Consider the following 16210-nt stretch of genomic DNA (forward strand, 5'->3'; position numbering starts at 1 on the left):
GTCACTTCTTCTTCGCGGGAGCCTTGCGGGTGGTCTTGGCCTTCGCCTTCGCCTTCGGCTTGGCCGGACCCTTCGCCCGCTTGTCGGCGAGCATCTGCACCGCCCGCTCGAAGTCGATCTCCTCCGGCACCTCACCGCGCGGGACCGTCACGTTGGTCACACCGTCGGTGACATACGGCCCGAACCGGCCGTCCTTGATCTTGATCGCCTTGCCGCTCTCGGGGTCCGGGTTCTCGAACTCCTTCAGAGCACTGGACGCACGCTTGGCACCGTACTTCGGCTGCGCGAACAGCTCCAGCGCACCGGCGAGGTCGATCTCGAGGATCTGGTCCTCGCTCGTGAGCGACCTGGTGTCGGTGCCCTTCTTCAGGTAGGGGCCGTACCGGCCGTTCTGCGCGGTGATCTCCGCCTCGGACTCCGGATCGACGCCGACGACGCGCGGCAGGTTGAGCAGGGTCAGCGCCGTGTCGAGGTCGATGGTCGCGAGGTCCATCGACTTGAACAGCGACGCGGTGCGCGGCTTGGCGCCGGCCGCCTTCTTGGCGGCCGGCTTGCGCTTCTTCGGGGTCTCGACAGGCTCAACCACCGTCGCCGTCACCTCGCCGGTGGCGGCGTCCACGGTCTCGACAGGCTCGACCGCCGAGTTCTCGTCCTCCTCGGGCTCCAGCTCGGTCACGTACGGGCCGAACCGGCCGTCCTTCGCGACGATCTGCTTGCCGTTCTCCGGGTTGATGCCGATAACCCGGTCGGTCACCACGGGCGCCTCGATGAGCTCGCGGGCCTTCTCGACCGTGAGCTCGTCGGGGGCGAGGTCCTGCGGGATGTTCACGCGGCGCGGCGTGCCGTCCGCGGCATCCGGATCCTCGACCTCAAGGTACGGGCCGTACTTGCCGATGCGCAGCGTGATGTCGTCATCGATCCGGGTCGAGTTGACGCTGCGCGCGTCGATCTCGCCCAGGTTGTCGATGACGTTGCGCAGGCCGCGGTGCCGCTGGCCGCCGAAGTAGAAGCTGGTGAGCCAGCCGACCCGGTCTTCCTCGCCGTCGGCGATGCGGTCGAGGTCGTTCTCCATGTCGGCGGTGAAGTCGTACTGCACCAGCTCGCCGAAGTAGTCCTCCAGCAGACGCACCACAGAGAACGCCACCCAGTTGGGCACCAGCGCGGTGCCGCGCGGGGTCACATACCCGCGGTCGATGATCGTCGAGATGATCGACGTGAAGGTGGACGGTCGCCCGATCCCGAGCTCCTCGAGCGTCTTGATCAGGCTGGCCTCGGTGTACCGCGGCGGCGGGCTGGTCTCGTGCCCCTTGGCCTCGACCGACGCCAGCGTGAGGCTCTGCCCCTCGGTCAGCGCCGGCAGCTTCGCCTCGGTCGGCTCTGCGGTCTCGTTCTGCTCCTCGTCACGTCCCTCTTCATAGGCGGCCAGGAAGCCGCGGAAGGTGATCACGGTGCCGCTTGCAACGAATTCGGCGCGGTCTCCGGATGCCGTGGCCGCGGTGATCGTGACCGTGGCGGTCGACCCCTTGGCATCCGCCATCTGGCTGGCGACGGTGCGCTTCCAGATCAGGTCGTACAGCTTCCAGTCGTTGCCGCGCAGCGTGCCCTGCAACTCGGACGGGGTGCGGAAGGTGTCACCGGATGGGCGGATCGCCTCGTGCGCTTCCTGCGCGTTCTTCGACTTGCCGCTGTAGACGCGCGGCTTCTCGGGAACGCTGTCGGCTCCGTACAGCGCCTTCGCCTGCGTGCGGGCCGCGTTGGTGGCCTGCTGCGACAGCGACGGCGAGTCGGTTCGCATATAGGTGATGAAACCGTTCTCGTACAGGCTCTGCGCGACGCTCATCGTCTGCCGGGCGGAGAAGCGCAGCTTGCGGGCGGCCTCCTGCTGCATCGTCGACGTCGTGAACGGCGCGGCCGGCCGACGCGTGTACGGCTTCGACTCGACCGAGGTCACCGTGACAGAGGTCGACGCCTCTCGCAGTGCCGTCGCGAGCGCCTCGGCTGCCGCCTCGTCGAGGGCGACAGCATCCGTCTTCAATGCTCCACGGTCATCGAAGTCGCGGCCGGTGGCGACTCGCGAGCCGTTCAGGCGGGCGAGACGCGCGTCGAACAGGTCCTTCTGCTCGGCCGGGGTGAGACTCGCGGACAGGTCCCAGTAAGTCGCCGCGATGAAAGCCAGTCGTTCGCGCTCACGCTCGACCACCAGTCGGGTAGCGGCGGACTGCACGCGGCCGGCCGACAGCCCGGGGCCAACCTTGCGCCACAGCACCGGCGACACCTCGTAGCCGTACAGGCGGTCCAGGATGCGGCGGGTCTCCTGCGCGTCAACGAGTGCGGTGTCGATCTCGCGGGTGTTGTCGCGGGCGTGCTCGATGGCGTCCTTGGTGATCTCGTGGAACACCATGCGCCGCACGGGAACCTTGGGGTTCAGCACTTGCAGCAGGTGCCACGCGATGGCCTCGCCTTCGCGGTCCTCATCAGTTGCGAGGTAGAGCTCGTCGGCGTTCTTGAGCGCCTTCTTCAGCTCGGAGACCGTCTTGCGCTTCTGGTCGGATACGACGTAGTACGGCTCGAAGCCGTTCTCGACATCCACGGAGAACTTGCCGAGCGAGCCCTTCTTCAGCTCCGGCGGCAGGTTTTTCGGCTCGATGAGGTCACGAATGTGGCCGACGGAGGCCTGCACTTCGTAATCGTCACCGAGGTACTGCGCGATGGTCTTCGCCTTTGCAGGTGACTCGACGATGACCAGTTTCTTCGTGCCGGGCACGGAACTCCTTGAATGTCTGAATAGAACAGGGGACACCATACACACGAAAACACCGCGCGCTCTATTGGCGCGGCGGAGCGGGTCCGGCGGTGGCGAGAGCCGCCACGGGCAGTCCAAGCACGATCGTGCTGGCCCTGACGGTCACGATAGCGCCATCCTGACGGCATCCGCTGAGCGCCGCCCCGTTCGCTTCGGCGACGACGGATGCTTGCTCGCAGGGCACCCCGGGGACGATGCCGATCGCGACGTCCGCTGCGGCGAGTGCTGCGGCATCCGCTGCCCCTGCGACCCGCTGCTTCGCGACCAGCACTATATAGAGAGGTACGAACAGCATGGTCAGCGCGAGAGTGCCGGTGATGAGCGCGACCGCGAGTAGCGAGCCGGACCCGCGCTCGTCGGCGCGCATCAGCCTCCTCCGGCGAGTGCGCAGCTGCGCGCTGTCAGGGTGATGGCGCCGAATAGCCCCGGCCCGTGCACCGTCGCCGTGACGCACACGAGCTCACTGCCGCTCTCGATTGCTCCGGATGCGCCGGGCACGAGTCGGCCGACATCCACCGGGTCGCCCCTCGCCGTGGCGCGGGCGGCGACCGCGGCGGCATCCTGCAACCGCACCTGCTGGCTGGCGAGCTGCACCGAGCCGAGGCAGCACGCGAGCACGAGCATCACGGCGGGCACGGCAACCGCGAATTCTGCGGCCACCGTGCCCGCTTCGGCGTCAGCCGGCGAACGTGAGCGCACGCTGCACCAGGTCGGTGAGCATGCCGCGCACCTCATCGGAGCGCATGATCACCACCAGCAGCCCCGCGAAGCCGACGGCCGCCATCGTCGCGATGGCGTACTCGGCGGTGGCCGCGCCGGTCTCGCCTGCGAGGCGACGCTTGAGTCTGAATCTCATCTGTTCCTCCTTCTAATCGAGGACAGTGTCGAGCGGACCACTGGCAGTCCCGGGCATCCGGGCTCGCCGCCGTGTGCGAACCTCACAGCCCGGACACCGTTGAGGAGACGACCGCGATCATCAGCGGCGCGACCCCCAGCAGCATGAACGCGGGCAGCACGCACACGCCGAGCGGGATCATCAGCGTCACCGCGAGCTTCGCCGCCCTGCGCTGCCCTTCGCTGCGCGCCTCGAGTCGCTCCTGTTCGGCTTCGCTGCGCAGCAGGGCCGCCGCGGGCACCCCGGCCCGCACGGACAGCGCGAGCACCGCGTCGACCTCGGCTGCGTCGCTCGGCAGACCGCAGCTGCGGCTCGCCTCGGCAACCGCCTCGCGTGCCCGGTCGACGGATGCCCCGCCAGACAGCGCGATCGCCAGCAGCTCGAGCTGCAGGCCCGGCGTTGGGTCGGTCGGGGTTGCGGCCCGAAGCAGGCGGCGGTTCCACATCCGGGCGGCGAGCATGAGCCCTGCCCCGAGAACGAGGCAGGCGAAGCCGGCCGGGGTGCCGAAGAGGATGCCCAGGGTGTCGAATCCGAGTGCCGCGCCGAACAGCAGCCCCACCAGCGGGAGCGCCAGCACCATCCGTGCGGTCGCCGCGGGCGCCGCGAGGGCGACCGAGACGTCGCGCTGGGTCTGGGCGAGATCGCGGAGGGTTTGCGCGAGCGACCTCAGTGTCGGCGCGAGCGGAGCCCCTGCATCGATCGCAATCCGCCAGGCCGCGGCGAGGCTTCGCCAGACCGGATCGCCCTGACTGCTGGCCAGAATCGCGTCGGCGATCGGCGCATCCGTCGCAGCGATCTGCCGCACGCGCGGGTCGGCGCTCTGCTCGGCGAGGTAGCCCCAGGCGGAGCCGGGCGTGACGCCCGCGGCCAGCAGCACGGCAAGCCGTTGCACCGTCTGGGCGGCCGGGCCGACCGGGTCAGCCGCGTGCTTCGGCACCGCCCGCTTCATGGGCTCACTGGGGGCGCCTCGACGGTCGTGAGCCGGTCCCGATCATCGAGCTCGAAGGACCCGAGCTGGGCGAGCCGGCGCACGCCGCCGCGCCGCTCGAGGTGAAGCACCGCGCCAATGGCGCTCACCGTCTGGCGGGCGATCGCGGTCGGACCGAGACCGGCGAGCGCGCCGAGCGCCTCCATCCGTGCCGGGACGTCTCCGAGTGAGTTGGCGTGCAGGGTGCCTGCGCCGCCGTCGTGGCCGGTGTTGAGCGCCGCGAGCAGTTCGCGCACCTCCGCGCCGCGGCACTCCCCCACCACCAGCCGGTCGGGGCGCATCCGCAGCGCTTCGCGTACCAGTCGCTCCATGCCGACGCCGCCTGCGCCCTCCAGGTTCGCCTGCCTCGCTTCGAGTGACACGAAGTGCTGGTGCTCGACGTGGAGTTCGGCGACATCCTCGATCGCGACGATCCGGTCGCTCGGGTCGGCGCTCGCGAGCATCGCCGAAAGCAGGGTGGTCTTGCCGCTGCCGGCCGCCCCGGTGATCAGCACGTTCGCGCGCCGTTCGACCAAATGGACAACGGATGCGGCGGGCACGTCGGCGAAGAACCCCGCCCGCTCGAGGTCGTCGAGCGAGAGCCGCCTGAAGCGCGGCAGCCGGATCGAGATGAGCGTGCCGCCGGTGGAGATCGGCGGCAGCACCGCGTGCACCCGGATGCCGTCGTGCAGTCGCACGTCGACGCACGGTGTCGCCTCGTCGATGTGCCGTCCGCCGAGTGCGATCAGGCGGACGGCGAGTTCGCGGAGTCGACCCTCGTCCAGTTCAAGGGAGGGCTGGCGCAGCAGACCTGCGCCGCGGTCGACCCACAGCCCGTCCACCCCGTTGACGAAGACATCCGTCACCTCCGGGTCGGCGACGAGCGCCGCCAGCTCACCGAATTCGGGCAGGTTGCGGCGGGTCGGTGTGTCCTGGCTCGCACCGGGTGGGCGGGCGACGAAACGCGGCTCGAGCATGCGGCGACGGTACGCGCCAGCCGCCGACGATCCGGGTCTGACTCGGGCCAGCAGTGCGCTCCGGCTCACCGGCCGCTATCGGGAGGAGCACCCGTCGCCCGACCAACCTCCGGCTTCTATCCCATCTCAAGGAAAAAGCGCCGCTTCGAGACGGATGACGGGCATCCGGGGCGGAACGCGGCCGGATCTCCTTGAAACGGGTTAAAAAAGAGGGGCGGCGCCTGTTGGGGGGAACCGGCGCCGCCACGGCAGTCAGCTGATTGGGGGGAATCGTTGCGGACTGCCAGTCATCCATGACGGATTGACCACATCAGTCTAGTGCAGGGCGAGACCTTTTCAATGGGGAAACACTGTGAGGCGGGTAGTCTCGTTTCTGGTGCGCCCAAACAGCCGCACCGAGACCGCAAAGAAGCGTTTCAGGAGTGTAATGAGCGAACAGATCGACAGCCTGCTGCACGAGGAACGGCGCTTCCCGCCGAGTCCCGAGTTCGCCGCTCAGGCGGTTGCGACGAGCGACCTGTATGAGCGCGCCGCCGCCGACCCGGTCGGTTTCTGGGCGGATCAGGCCCGCGAGTTGCTGCACTGGGAAACCCCGTTCACGCAGACCCTCGACTGGAACAACCCACCGTTCGCGCGCTGGTTCGCCGACGGACGCCTGAACGTCGCCTACAACTGCCTCGACCGGCACGTAGAGGCCGGAAACGGCGACCGGGTCGCGATCTACTGGGAAGGCGAGCCCGGCGACAGCCGCACCATCACCTACGCCGAGCTCACCGCCGAGGTGAAGAAGGCGGCGAACCTGCTCACCGAGCTCGGCATCCGCCAGGGCGACCGGGTCGCCATCTACCTGCCGATGATTCCGGAGGCCGTCGTCGCGATGCTCGCGGTCGCCCGTATCGGCGCGGTGCACTCGCTGGTCTTCGGCGGCTTCAGCGCCGACAGCCTCAGGTCGCGGATCGAGGATGCGACCGCCAAGCTGGTCATCACCGCCGACGGCGGATACCGCAAGGGCAAGGTCTTCCCGCTCAAGCCGACCGTCGACACCGCGCTCGCCGGCGAGACCAGCATCGAGAACGTGCTCGTCATCAAGCGCGGCGGCAACGAGGTCGGCTGGACCGAGGGTCGCGACCTGTGGTGGCACGAGGAGCTCGAGAAGGTCGACGCCGAGCACGAGGCGAAGGCGTTCGAGGCAGAGAACCCGCTGTTCATCCTGTACACGTCCGGCACGACCGGGAAGCCCAAGGGCATCCTGCACACCTCCGCCGGCTACCTGATGCAGAACGCGTTCACCCAGCGCATCGTATTCGACCTAAAACCGGAGACGGATGTCTATTGGTGCACGGCCGACGTCGGCTGGGTCACCGGACACAGCTACGTTGTCTACGGCCCGCTCGCCAACGGCACCTCGGTGGTGATGTACGAAGGCACGCCGGACACCCCGCATCCGGGTCGCTGGTGGGAGATCGTCGAGAAGTACAAGGTGACGATCCTGTATACCGCGCCCACCGCCATCCGCTCGTTCATGAAGGTCGGCAGGGAGCACCCGCAGCGCTTCGACCTCAGCTCGCTGCGCGTGCTCGGCTCGGTCGGCGAACCGATCAACCCGGAAGCCTGGGTCTGGTACCGCGAGATCATCGGCGGCGGCACAACCCCGGTCGTCGACACCTGGTGGCAGACCGAGACGGGCGCGATCATGATCTCCGCGCTGCCCGGCGTCACCACCGCCAAGCCGGGTTCGGCGCAGGTGCCGATCCCCGGAATCTCGGTGGATGTGCTCGACGAGCAGGGCAATCGCGTCGGCAACGGCAACGGCGGCTACCTCGTGGTCACCGACCCGTGGCCCTCAATGCTGCGCGGCATCTGGGGCGACCCGGAGCGCTTCATCGAGACCTACTGGGAGAAGTTCGACTTCCCCGGTGCGAACAAGCGCCGCATGTACTTCGCGGGCGACGGCGCGCGGCTGGACGAAGACGGCGACATCTGGCTGCTTGGCCGGGTCGACGATGTGATGAACGTGTCCGGTCACCGTCTCTCGACGATGGAGATCGAGTCGGCGCTCGTGTCGCATCCGATCGTTGCCGAGGCGGCCGTCGTCGGGGCCTCCGATGACACCACCGGGCAAGCGGTTGTCGCGTTCGTGATCCTGCGTGCCAAGCAGGCCGAGGCGCAGACGGCCGAGGAGGCGAGCGCGATCCTGCGGGCCCACGTCGCCGAGCAGATCGGCGCGATCGCCCGGCCGCGTCAGGTATTCGTCGTTACTGAGCTGCCGAAAACCCGCTCGGGCAAGATCATGCGGCGACTGCTTCAGGATGTCGCGGAGGGGCGCCAGATCGGCGACACCACCACTCTTGCCGACACCTCAGTGATGCAGGTGATCACGGAGAAGCTGCAGTAGCGCGGAGTCGCTTACGCGAACTCGACGATGAACTCGACCTCGACGGGCGAGTCCAGCGGCAACGCCGCGACGCCAACCGCGCTGCGTGCGTGCATGCCCGCGTCGCCGAACACCTCGAAGAGGAGGTCTGACGCGCCGTTGATGACACCGGGCTGGCCGGTGAATGCGGGATCGGATGCGACGAAACCGACGACCTTGACGACTCGCGTCACGCGATCCAGCGAACCGATCACCGACTTGATGGCCGCGAGACCGTTCAACGCTGACTCGCGGGCGTAACCCTTCGCATCCCCCGGTGACACCAGAGAGTCGCCCTCGCCCACCTTGCCGGTGGCCGGAAGCTTCCCCCCGACGAACGGCAGTTGACCGGCAGTGAACACATGGTTGCCGCTGACGACCGCAGGCACGTACGACCCGGCGGGGGCGGCAAGCTCGGGAAGAGCGATACCAAGTTCGGCGAGACGAGCGTCGATGCTCATGCGGATTCTTTCTCCCTCTTGAAGTAGGCCACGAGCCCACCCTCTGGCCCCTGCACGACCTGCACCAGTTCCCAGCCCTGCTCGCCCCAATTGTTGAGGATGGCCTGAGTGTTGTGGATGATCAGCGGGGTAGTGAGGTACTCCCAACGTTGCATTTCGGTTTCCGTTCAGCTTTCGCGAGTAGACCATCCCGTACGCTGTATCCTATGCCTTCTGAAAACTCGAAGCTTCCGGGCGCCCTAAAGGGCTTCCTCGGCATGGTCGGTCTCAGTGGTCTCGCGGGTGTTCTCATCACAGCCCTCGTGACTCCCGCGCTCGCCGTCACCAGCATGACCGCGAACTCCTCGATCGGCATCTTCGAGGCGCTGCCCGATTACATCGAGATCGGTGACCAGTCGGTGAAGAACACCCTCTATGGGGTATCGGGCGGCGAGTACGTCCCTTTCGCGACGATGTACAAGCAGAACCGTGAAGAGGTCGGCTGGGACCAGGTGTCCGAGTTCATCAAGCTGGCGGTCGTCGCCGGCGAGGACCGCCGGTTCTGGGAGCACGGCGGTGTCGATATGCAGTCGATCGCCCGTGCCGCAGTTGGCAACGTCGCCAAGGGTGACATCGACAGCGGCGCGTCGACGCTGACCATGCAGTTGGTCAAGAACATCAACATGCAGGAAGCAGTGCGCATCACCGATAAGAAGGAGCGCGACGCGGCGCTCGACAAGGCGCAGGAGCAGACGCTCGAGCGCAAGCTACGGGAGGCGAAGCTCGCGATCGGCTTGGAGAAGACGTACTCCAAGGAAGACATCATGCTCGCGTACCTCAACATCGCGGGCTTCGGCAACAACACCTACGGCATCGAGGCCGCGTCGAAGCAGTACTTCAGCAAGCCTGCGGCGGATGTCACGCTCGCCGAGGCGGCCAGCCTGATCGCGATCGTCCAGTATCCGAACGCGCGAAACCTGGACAGCCCCGAAAAGTACCCAGACAACCAGAGCCGTCGCGACGCCATCCTGAAGATCATGCTCGAGCTCGACATGATCACCAAGGCGCAGCACGACGAGGCCGTGGCCACGCCCATCGAGTCCTACGTCAACATCAGCGCTCCCGCGAGCGGATGCATGTACGCGTCCTACTCCGCACAGAACTTCTGCGACTACGTCTCGTTCGTCGTCCCCGAGTTGGAGAGCCTCGGCGCGGACCCCAAGGAGCGTCAGGCGAACTGGGACCGCGGCGGATACGACGTGTACACGACCATCAACCTGGACCAGCAGGTAGCGGCCAAGGCGATCACCGACGAGCAGGCCCCTGCTTCTGAATCGCGCTTCTCGCTCGGCGCAGCGGTGAGTGCTGTCGAGCCCGGCACCGGCAAGATCCGCGTGATGGCGCAGAACAAGCACTTCGACAACTCCCAGGATGGCGGCGGCCCGGAGACGACTGCGGTCAACTTCAACACCGACCGGCCCTACGGCGGTTCGTCCGGATTCCAGGTCGGATCGACCTACAAGATCGTCACGCTGGCCGCATGGCTTAAGGCGGGACACGGCCTCCAGGAGGTCGTCGACGGCTCGAACGCCAAGGTCTTCAAGCGGTTCCCGTCCTGTGAGGGCGACTGGGTCGGCAACCAGAAGTTCCACAACTTCGCCAACCAGAGCTTCGGCCGGATCACCGTGCAGCAGGCGACCAACTCGTCGGTCAACACGGCCTACCTGTCGATGGCTCAGCAGCTCAACCTGTGCGACATCCGGGACACCGGACTCGACATGGGCGTTCACCGCGCCGACGAGGCGAAGCTGCAGGCATACCCCTCCACCGTCATCGGCACCAACGAGATCGCCCCGATCAGCATCGCGACCATGATCGCCACCATCGCCGCCGGCGGAAAGTCCTGCGACCCGATCGCGGTCGAGAAGATCGTCGACCGTGACGGCGCCGAGCTCGCCGGCCAGGCACCGAAGTGCCGGCAGGCCCTGTCGCCTGAGGTCGCGGCCGGAGCCGCGCACGCGCTGCAGCAGGTGATGTCCCGCGGTACCGGTGCTGTGGCCAACCCCTTCGTCGGCATCCCGCTGATCGGCAAGACCGGAACGAGCGACAACGCCGAGCACACCTGGATGGTTGCGGCGAGCACGAACATTGCGCTGACGGTCTGGGTGGGAAACATCATGGACCACGCCGACCTGAGCCGCGTCGCGTTCGGCGGCGGAAACGGTGCCAGCGCACGTCACCGCATCTTCAAGCCGGTGATGGCGAATCTGCTCGGCATGTACGGCGGCAACGGCTTCCCCGACGCGCCGGGCAACCTGATCACGGGCACCACCACCGTGCTGCCGGACTTCTCCGGCCAGTCGGTCGCCACCGTCAAGTCGACGCTCGAAGGGCTCGGGTTCGAGTACACGGATGGCGGCACCGTGGCATCCGCCCTCCCCGCCGGCGTGGTCGCCTCGACCGACCCGCCCGCTGGCAGCCGGCTGTCGCCTGGCTTCAGCGTCACCGTGTACGTGAGCGACGGGTCGCTCGCCGGGACCGTTCCGAACGTCGTCGGGATGACCGAAGGCGAGGCCAGGGCAGCGCTCGCGGCAGAAGGTCTCACCAAGGTGAAGGTCGACAAGGTCGACACGACGGATCCCTCTCAGGTTGACAGGGTCATCTCGACCAGCCCGGGTGCCGGTACTGGCGTATCCAAGTCCGACACCGTCACCATCACGGTCGGCAGGGCGCCGCGAGGCGGTCCGACTCCCGGGCCCGACCCCGACGACGACTGATGGGAGCCGCTAACCGGGTAATCGGCGGCGCGCTCGCGACGGTCGGCGCCGCAGCCCTCGGGGCGCTCGCCTGGGGCACCGTCGTGGAGCGGAATCGCTTCACGGTGCGGCGGGAGGTCGTGCAACTGCTCGACCCGAGCGCTCGACCGATCACAGTGCTGCACCTCGCCGACCTGCACCTCGCACCGTGGCAGCGCACCAAGATCGACTGGGTGCGCGAGCTCGCGGTTCTCGAACCGGACTTCATCGTGAACACCGGCGACACGCTCGGACATACGGATGCCTTGGACGCGGTCGCGTACGCACTGGAGCCGTTCCGCGGCATCCCGGGTGTCTTCGTGCACGGTTCGAACGACTACATCGGCCCCGAGGCGAAGAACCCGTTCGCCTATCTGGCCGGTGAAAGTCGCCCGGGGCGAGACGGGGGGAACCGTCTCGACACCGCCGGGTTGGAGGAGCTCTACCGCGACCTCGGCTGGTACGACCTGAACAATGCGGCACGCGCGATCGAGTTCCGGGGCTCCCGGCTCGAGCTCGTCGGAACCGGTGACGCCCACCGCGGGTGGGACCGTCTGGACCTGCTTCCCGGCATCGTCGACGACCTGCGCGAGAACGTGGGCTGGGAGGACGACCGGGTCGGGCCGGCCCCGGTGACGATCGGGGTGACACACGCTCCGTATCAGCGGGTGCTTAACTCGCTCGTGAATCACGGTGCCGACATGATCTTCGCTGGGCACACCCACGGCGGTCAGGTGCGCGTGCCCGGTTACGGTGCGCTGGTCGCCAATTGCGACATCCCGTTGGACCAGGCCAACGGCCTGAGCACCTGGCATCACGCCGGCCGGATGGCTCATCTGAACGTGTCGGCGGGGCTCGGCACGTCGATTTATGCGCCGGTTCGCTTCGCTTGCCCTCCGGAAGCCGTTCTAGTGACACTCACTGCCGATGATTTCGGCTATTCTTGATTAGTCGACGGGGTGTGGCGCAGTTTGGTAGCGCGCTTCGTTCGGGACGAAGAGGTCGTGGGTTCAAATCCCGCTACCCCGACACAAATGAGAAGGGCCACCGAGAGGTGGCCCTTTTCGTTGCCCTAAAGGCTTAAGCGGTCAGGCGAAGTCGGGGTCCGGCGCGGAGTTATACGCGGTGTCCATCGGCGACAGCACCCGGTTGCCTCGGTTCAGGCGCCCACCGCTCTCGTCCAGGTAGCAGGACCCGCACAGCGACTCGTAGACGACCTCACCGACCTCGATCGCGACCTGGTCCCCATCGAAGATGAACCGGTCGCCGATCTTGCGCGCGTTGAACACCGCCTTGCGGCCACAACGACAGATGGTCTTCAGCTCCTCAAGCGAGTGCGCGATCTCCAGCAGCCGCCTGCTGCCCGGGAACGCCACGGTCTGGAAGTCGGTGCGGAGACCGTAAGCCAGCACCGGCACGTCCTCCAGGATCGCGATGCGCAGCAGGTCGTCGATCTGCCCCTCTGTGAGGAACTGTGCCTCATCCACCAGCAGGCAACTCACGTCCCGGCCGGTCTCCTCCTTCACTTCCTGCCGCGCCTGCGCGAACAGCTCGAGCACGTCATCCGTCGCCGCGATCATGAAGTCCACCGGCCGGGTGACGCCCAGTCGCGAGACGATGAGGGTTGCGCCCTTGGTGTCGACTTGCGGCTTGGCGAGCAGCACCTGCTGGCCGCGCTCCTCGTAGTTGTAGGCGGCCTGGAGCAGCGCGGTGCTCTTGCCGCTGTTCATCGCGCCATAGCGAAAATAAAGCTTTGCCACTACTGCAGGTATCCGTCCTCGGCGGCACGGCGGATCAGTTCCGCCTTCTTTCCCGCCGGCCTGTTGGCCTTGGCGTACTTCTCGCGCACTCGGCGCAAGTACGTTTTGGCCGTCTCATACTTCACGTTCATCCGTCGGGCCACCTCTACCGTGGTGAGCCCAGACACATAAAGCCTAAGCGCTTCCTCTTCGCCGCCGCTGAGCTTGGGACGGGTCGTCGCGGTGGCACCGACCGGCAGCGGACGCCAGTTGCGGGTGCTGGGGCCGACCTCGACTCCCATGACCCGACGCGCAACGTCCATCACCTCGTGCATCGGCAACGACTTGGACAGGAACGCGGATGCGCCGGCATCCATAGCGCGCTCCCTCGCGTCACGTGTGTCCAGACTGCTGATCACGATCACCTTCGCGCCGGCGGCGCGGCAGGTGCGCACGCGCGCCTCGATGGAGATGGACTCCTGCAGCTGGAAGTCGAGGAAGACCAGCTCCGTCGGGAAGTTCGCGCTGTGCACGAGCTCGAGCCAGGTCTGCGCCGCGAGCACGAGGTCGAAGTCGAGCGCGTTGGCGCCGATCCAGCTGGCCAGGCTGTCGAGTAGCAACTCATGGTCGTCAAGAACTGCCAGGCGAACCGGCGCACGCTCCCCGACGGCCTCGGGAGCGACAAGCTGTGGATCATCGGTGCCCATAAGAGAACCTTATTATCAACGCGGAGCGGGACGGTTTCACCCGGAAGTCGGGGAAGACGATGCGCATCACCGCGAAGTAGGGCCGAAGCGCGGCTCTGGCCGCTTGCTCGGTGAGCGTCACCCTCATGGCGACCGAGTTGACGCGCGTATCGGCGTCGCTGCCGATCCGCAGTTCGCCGCTGACGAGGTGCTCTTCGTCGTGCAACGCGACGAGGAGGGCGCGCAGCGCGGTGCGCTGGTTCGACTCCATCGCCGATGCGAGTCCCCGCGAGTCGTCGAGGGTGATCGTACGCGTCCTGCCGAACGTTCCCATCAGCTCATCGAGCCAGCTCCGGTCCGCTTCGGCGACCATGACGGTTCGGATCGCGGTCGAGATCGCCCCGGCCCGCGCCCGGTCCGCCTCGGTGACGTCCGCACGTTCCAGCAGGTCGTGGAAGAACGGCAGCACCTCTCCTTCCAGGATGCTGACCCGGTCGCGGTGCACCGCACGCGAGATGCCACCGGCGACCGCGTCGATGCGCAGGTCTGAGGTGTTCACGTTCCAGTTCCGCCACCGCTCGAGTGCGCGCAGCATCCACCCGTTGTAGGCGGCGGATGCGTAGGTCAGGGCGAGCAGACCGAGCATGCTGGCGAGCAGGTAGGTGATCGGGGGCAGCGCATCCGACAACTCGGGCAGGCGGGTCACGGTCAGGAAGCCGATGAGGATCGCGGATGTCGTGCCCAGAGCGGCGAGTTCGTCAACCGGTCGGTACGGGCCGAGCGCGAAGAGCAGGATGCCGAGCGAGATCGCGGCCCAGTCGTCCTGAATGAAGTCGTTCGACCCGGCCTGGCTCGCGTGGGACAGCCCCGCGGCGGTCAGCGCGAGCAGGTGCACACTCAGGTGCGCCCCGGAGGTGAATGGCGCACGTTGCGGGCTGGTTTCGATGAGCGCGATCGCGCACGCGAACGCGAGGGCGGAGATCGCCAGCGCGGCGAGCAGCGGGTTGGCGATGTGGTCGAGCGAGCGCACGGTGGTGAACAGTGCGTACCCGAGCGCGAGGACCGAGAAGCCGATGATCAGCGGGCGGCCATCCAGGGTGCCGACCGGGTCGAGCTGCTGGCGGGTGAGTTCGGGTTGAGCGCTCACGACGAGCCCCCGCCCCGGGCGTCCTGGCCGCTGGTCGGGACGCGGAGCATGATCGAGGTCCCCCGGCCGAGCGTCGACCACACCTGGGCCTGCCCGCCCACGGCTTCGATGCGCTGGTGCACCGAGGTGCGCAGCCCCATCCGGTCGCGTGGGGCGGATGCCTCATCGAAACCCTTCCCGGAGTCGATCACCATCACGCACACCTCGTCGCCGGCGGCGTAGACGGCGACCTCGGCGAGCATCGTGCCCGAGTGCTTGCTCACGTTCACCAGGCACTGCTTCACGGCCTGCCCCAGGGCGATGGAGGTCTGCCGATCGAGTCGACCGACCGCGCCCAGGTCGCCGGTCGTCTGCACCTCGAGCCCGAGCATCCGGCCCTCCTGGATCGCGGCGAACAGGCCGCTGTGCTGCCAGTCGGCGCGCAGCTCCCCGGCGACGCCGGGCGTCTCGTCGGAGAGCCAGTCCTCGCCGAGGAGAAGCTGCAGGTCACGCTCGATCTGGGTTCGCATCCGCGGGTCGAGGCCGCCATCCGGCGCCGAGGCGATCGCGCCGAGGTGCCCGAGCACGGTGTCGTGCATCAGCGCGGCCGCCTTCACTTCGATGCGGTGCCGCAGCGCTGACAGCTCCTCCTCGCGCGCCGCGCGGTACAGCCGCGGTTGCGCGTCCCTGAGTCCCCCGCCGGTGGCGGAGACCAGCGGGCGGAGGGCGACGCTCGCGACGGCGATGGCCAGCGTCGTGGTGTCGAACGCCAGGAACCTGCCGGCGAGAACGGATGCCGCCAGTACGGCGCCTTCGGCCACGACGTAGCCTGCGATGGTCCAGCTCACGCTCGGCCAGGCGCCGACCCTGGAGGTGCCGGCCATGACCAGCGCGGTCTTCGCGGCGACCAGGGAGTACCCGTAATCGGTGAGGCCAGCATCCGGCCCCGACAGGAACGCGTGGGCGAACAGGAACAGTGCAGTCGCGCCGACCAGCAGGTAGAGCACGGTCATCGCGTCGCTGTCGGTCTGCCGCCGGATGGCGAGCACGACGATGGCCACCGCGAGAGCCAGTGCGGACAGCCACATGGCCGGTCCCAGCCGGGCACCGAGAGCCAGCGCGATGAGGAGCATGCCGCCCAGGAGCGTGAACGCGAGTGCGTGCTGGCCCCGCGTGTAGGCGCGGCTGAGGACCTGCGTTGCGCGGTGCGCCGGAAGTCCGATAGCCACGGGTGCCAGGCCTCATCAGTTCGGGTAGTGGGGCACCTGAGTATCGCACCGATTGTGGCCGAGTTGTACCCCAGTTCCCGCGAACTGGGGGCGAAAATTTGCCGATCAGGGCCGTTTTGTGCCCCATCGTGGCGCCATGC

14 protein-coding genes, 1 tRNA gene and 1 pseudogene are annotated in these 16210 nt (G+C 67.6%); 4 read left to right on the forward strand and 12 right to left on the reverse strand.

Translation table 11 applies throughout. The features are described from left to right. Position 1: 1 nt before the first annotated feature. From topA to HGK58_RS01005, 6 genes are all read right to left on the reverse strand, one after another. Positions 2–2764 carry a type I DNA topoisomerase gene (gene topA / locus HGK58_RS00980; RefSeq protein ID WP_168625699.1) on the reverse strand — a complete coding sequence of 921 codons (2763 nt, stop codon included), beginning with the start codon at positions 2762–2764 and terminating at the stop codon, positions 2–4. 61 nt (positions 2765–2825) lie between these two features. Beyond that, a complete protein-coding gene (locus HGK58_RS00985; RefSeq protein WP_168625700.1) occupies positions 2826–3170 on the reverse strand; it encodes an Rv3654c family TadE-like protein in 345 nt (114 codons plus the stop codon). Continuing rightward, positions 3170–3502 (reverse strand): TadE family type IV pilus minor pilin, encoded by a 333-nt coding sequence (locus HGK58_RS00990; RefSeq protein WP_168625701.1) that lies wholly within the window; start codon positions 3500–3502, stop codon positions 3170–3172. The genes HGK58_RS00985 and HGK58_RS00990 overlap by 1 nt, the downstream gene beginning before the upstream one ends. Continuing rightward, entirely contained in the window at positions 3480–3659 is a 180-nt protein-coding gene (locus HGK58_RS00995) for a DUF4244 domain-containing protein (protein WP_168625702.1), read from the reverse strand. Before HGK58_RS00995 ends, HGK58_RS00990 begins: the two co-directional genes overlap by 23 nt. An 82-nt stretch (positions 3660–3741) precedes the next feature. Then, positions 3742–4635, reverse strand: a complete 894-nt coding sequence (locus HGK58_RS01000) for a type II secretion system F family protein (RefSeq protein ID WP_349236088.1) — start codon at positions 4633–4635, stop codon at positions 3742–3744. Between the two features lie 8 nt (positions 4636–4643). After that, complete coding sequence (locus tag HGK58_RS01005; protein ID WP_168625704.1) at positions 4644–5642, reverse strand: TadA family conjugal transfer-associated ATPase; 999 nt, start codon at positions 5640–5642, stop codon at positions 4644–4646. A gap of 427 nt (positions 5643–6069) precedes the next feature. Here HGK58_RS01005 and acs point away from each other — a divergent pair, with 427 nt between their 5' ends. After that, positions 6070–8037 (forward strand): acetate--CoA ligase, encoded by a 1968-nt coding sequence (gene acs, locus HGK58_RS01010; RefSeq protein ID WP_168625705.1) that lies wholly within the window; start codon positions 6070–6072, stop codon positions 8035–8037. Positions 8038–8048: 11 nt separating this feature from the next. Here the strand turns inward: acs and HGK58_RS01015 are convergent, their stop codons facing one another. Then, positions 8049–8516 carry a RidA family protein gene (locus HGK58_RS01015; protein ID WP_168625706.1) on the reverse strand — a complete coding sequence of 156 codons (468 nt, stop codon included), beginning with the start codon at positions 8514–8516 and terminating at the stop codon, positions 8049–8051. A gap of 14 nt (positions 8517–8530) precedes the next feature. Continuing rightward, positions 8531–8671: pseudogene (locus HGK58_RS01020) on the reverse strand (DUF4177 domain-containing protein); the annotation flags it as partial. Between the two features lie 51 nt (positions 8672–8722). On the opposite strand from HGK58_RS01020, the gene HGK58_RS01025 reads away from it, so the two are divergent. The 3 genes from HGK58_RS01025 to HGK58_RS01035 all read left to right on the forward strand — a co-directional run bounded on the left by HGK58_RS01025 (position 8723) and on the right by HGK58_RS01035 (position 12319). Further along, on the forward strand, positions 8723–11272 hold the full coding sequence (locus tag HGK58_RS01025) for a transglycosylase domain-containing protein (protein WP_168625708.1): 2550 nt from the start codon (positions 8723–8725) through the stop codon (positions 11270–11272). Continuing rightward, the gene (locus HGK58_RS01030) at positions 11272–12237 is read left to right on the forward strand and encodes a metallophosphoesterase (RefSeq protein ID WP_168625709.1); all 966 of its coding nucleotides are present in this window, start codon (positions 11272–11274) and stop codon (positions 12235–12237) included. Before HGK58_RS01025 ends, HGK58_RS01030 begins: the two co-directional genes overlap by 1 nt. Before the next feature lie 8 nt (positions 12238–12245). Beyond that, positions 12246–12319: transfer RNA gene (locus HGK58_RS01035), tRNA-Pro, on the forward strand. Positions 12320–12378: 59 nt separating this feature from the next. On the opposite strand, the gene HGK58_RS01040 is transcribed toward HGK58_RS01035, so the two are convergent. From HGK58_RS01040 to HGK58_RS01055, 4 genes are read right to left on the reverse strand one after another with little or no spacing between them, the layout of a single operon-like run. Further along, entirely contained in the window at positions 12379–13050 is a 672-nt protein-coding gene (locus HGK58_RS01040; protein ID WP_168625710.1) for a thymidine kinase, read from the reverse strand. Then, positions 13050–13736, reverse strand: a complete 687-nt coding sequence (locus tag HGK58_RS01045; RefSeq protein WP_168625711.1) for a response regulator — start codon at positions 13734–13736, stop codon at positions 13050–13052. The genes HGK58_RS01040 and HGK58_RS01045 overlap by 1 nt, the downstream gene beginning before the upstream one ends. Next, a complete protein-coding gene (locus HGK58_RS01050) occupies positions 13723–14862 on the reverse strand; it encodes a hypothetical protein (protein WP_168625712.1) in 1140 nt (379 codons plus the stop codon). Before HGK58_RS01050 ends, HGK58_RS01045 begins: the two co-directional genes overlap by 14 nt. Continuing rightward, positions 14859–16070: an ATP-binding protein gene (locus HGK58_RS01055; protein ID WP_168625713.1), complete on the reverse strand. Its 1212-nt coding sequence runs from the start codon at positions 16068–16070 to the stop codon at positions 14859–14861. The genes HGK58_RS01050 and HGK58_RS01055 overlap by 4 nt, the downstream gene beginning before the upstream one ends. Between the last annotated feature and the right edge of the window lie 140 nt (positions 16071–16210).

The sequence above is a fragment of the Cryobacterium sp. BB307 genome, from assembly GCF_012274275.1.
Taxonomy (GTDB): domain Bacteria; phylum Actinomycetota; class Actinomycetes; order Actinomycetales; family Microbacteriaceae; genus Terrimesophilobacter.

Excerpts from the sequence above, each read along its gene's own strand:
- HGK58_RS00985 (WP_168625700.1), bottom strand. The coding sequence starts at position 3,170 with ATGCGCGCCGACGAGCGCGGGTCCGGCTCGCTACTCGCGGTCGCGCTC.
- HGK58_RS00995 (WP_168625702.1), bottom strand. The coding sequence starts at position 3,659 with ATGAGATTCAGACTCAAGCGTCGCCTCGCAGGCGAGACCGGCGCGGCC.
- HGK58_RS01005 (WP_168625704.1), bottom strand. The coding sequence starts at position 5,642 with ATGCTCGAGCCGCGTTTCGTCGCCCGCCCACCCGGTGCGAGCCAGGAC.
- acs (WP_168625705.1), top strand. The coding sequence starts at position 6,070 with ATGAGCGAACAGATCGACAGCCTGCTGCACGAGGAACGGCGCTTCCCG.
- HGK58_RS01015 (WP_168625706.1), bottom strand. The coding sequence starts at position 8,516 with ATGAGCATCGACGCTCGTCTCGCCGAACTTGGTATCGCTCTTCCCGAG.
- HGK58_RS01025 (WP_168625708.1), top strand. The coding sequence starts at position 8,723 with ATGCCTTCTGAAAACTCGAAGCTTCCGGGCGCCCTAAAGGGCTTCCTC.
- HGK58_RS01030 (WP_168625709.1), top strand. The coding sequence starts at position 11,272 with ATGGGAGCCGCTAACCGGGTAATCGGCGGCGCGCTCGCGACGGTCGGC.
- HGK58_RS01045 (WP_168625711.1), bottom strand. The coding sequence starts at position 13,736 with ATGGGCACCGATGATCCACAGCTTGTCGCTCCCGAGGCCGTCGGGGAG.